Source organism: Pseudonocardia sp. McavD-2-B (assembly GCF_024124365.1).
GTDB classification, from domain to species: Bacteria; Actinomycetota; Actinomycetes; order Mycobacteriales; family Pseudonocardiaceae; genus Pseudonocardia; species Pseudonocardia alni.
Window position 1 is genome coordinate 1 of record NZ_JAMXSG010000520.1, and the last position, 1,397, is coordinate 1,397.

General features: G+C 74.6%; 2 protein-coding genes. One reads left to right on the plus strand and one right to left on the minus strand.

What is annotated here, in order from left to right; all coding sequences use genetic code 11:
• Positions 1 to 420, minus strand: a 420-nt coding sequence (locus NH602_RS30845; RefSeq protein ID WP_253069691.1) for a molybdopterin-binding protein, incomplete at its 3' end; no start/stop codon positions are given.
• A gap of 405 nt (positions 421 to 825) precedes the next feature.
• Here NH602_RS30845 and NH602_RS30850 point away from each other — a divergent pair.
• The coding region (locus NH602_RS30850) for a glycosyltransferase family 2 protein (protein ID WP_253069692.1) at positions 826 to 1,397 on the plus strand (572 nt) is incomplete at its 3' end.

The following is a 1,397-nucleotide window of genomic DNA, read 5'->3' on the forward strand; positions in this document are numbered from 1 at the left end:
CGGCTCGAGGACGCTCGCGCCGCGCGGCACCCTGGCCTGTTTGGCCGTCGCCGCGTCGAGCGCGGGCCCGGCCCAGCCGGCGCGGCTCGCCCAGCCGGCGACCCGGTCGTGGATCCGGCCCTGCAGCGCGGTGTCGACCTCCATCTCCGCGCCCGCGAACCCGGCGACGACCTCGGCGGTCAGGTCGTCGGCGGTCGGCCCGAGCCCGCCCGAGGTGACGACGAGGTCGTCGGAGGCGACGAACTCCAGCGCCGAGCGCAGGTCCTCCGGACGGTCCCCCACCAGCAGGACCCGCGATACGGCGAAGCCGAGCTCGCCGAGAGAGCGGGCGACGAAGGGACCGTTGGCGTCGGTGACGTGGCCGGTGAGCAGCTCGCTCCCGGTGACCAGGACCGACGCGGTGGGACGGGACTCGCTCATGATCCGAACCTACCCGTGCCGGGACGTCCGCACCCCGTCGTGCGCGGGGCCACCATCGGTGCAGGTCCGGGGCGTCGGGACGCCGTCCGATGTGGATTCTCCACCCGTTCGGGTGATGATGGTGCACGACACGCCGGGAACCGGATCACTGCGGCGTGTCGTCGCTTCGCGCATGCCGCTCGTCGTGCCCCCGGACGGCCGCGGACAACCGCCCTCCGCGGCCGCCGTCGTCACCCGTACGGCGCACGGTCGGACGGCACGGCTCCGACCTGCACCGACGCCGTCCGTCGCACCACATCCGGTGAACTCCGCGACCGCGCACACGCACAGTGTCCGTTTTCCGGCAACCGCGCACTCTCAGTGTGACCACAGCGGGCATACCCGACACTGTGTCCCATGTCAGGGATGTCTGCGCCGAACGACGCCGCGACCTGGGTCGGTGAACTGGACCGGCTCGGCCCGCTGCGTGATCTGCGGGTCGACCCGGCCTTCCGCGCCGCCCGTCTGCTCGTCACCGTCGGTGGCACTCCACAGGGCCAGGTGACCGTGCCCTTGCGTGGCGGTCGCGCCACGATCGCGGAGCTGCGGTCCGCACTGATCACCCTGGGGTCGCCCGAGCGGGTGGCCCCGGCTCCGGTCGCGGGTGACCCGGTGACGGTGGTGATCGCGACCCGCGACCGGCCCGAGTCGCTGGCCCGCTGCCTGCGCGCGGTCCTCGCCTCCGACCACCCGGCGCTGTCGGTCGTCGTCGTCGACAACGACCCGCCGGACGAGCTCACCCGCAACGCCGTCGCCGCCGCCGGGTCCCCGCGGGTCCGCTACGTGCGCGAGCCCCGCCGGGGCGCGTCGGTCGGGCGCAACCGGGGTCTGGCCGAGGCCCGCACCGAGATCGTCGCCTTCACCGACGACGACACCGAGGTCGACCCCGCCTGGGCCTCGCGCATCGCCGGCGCCTTCGCCGCGGACCCCGAGCTCGC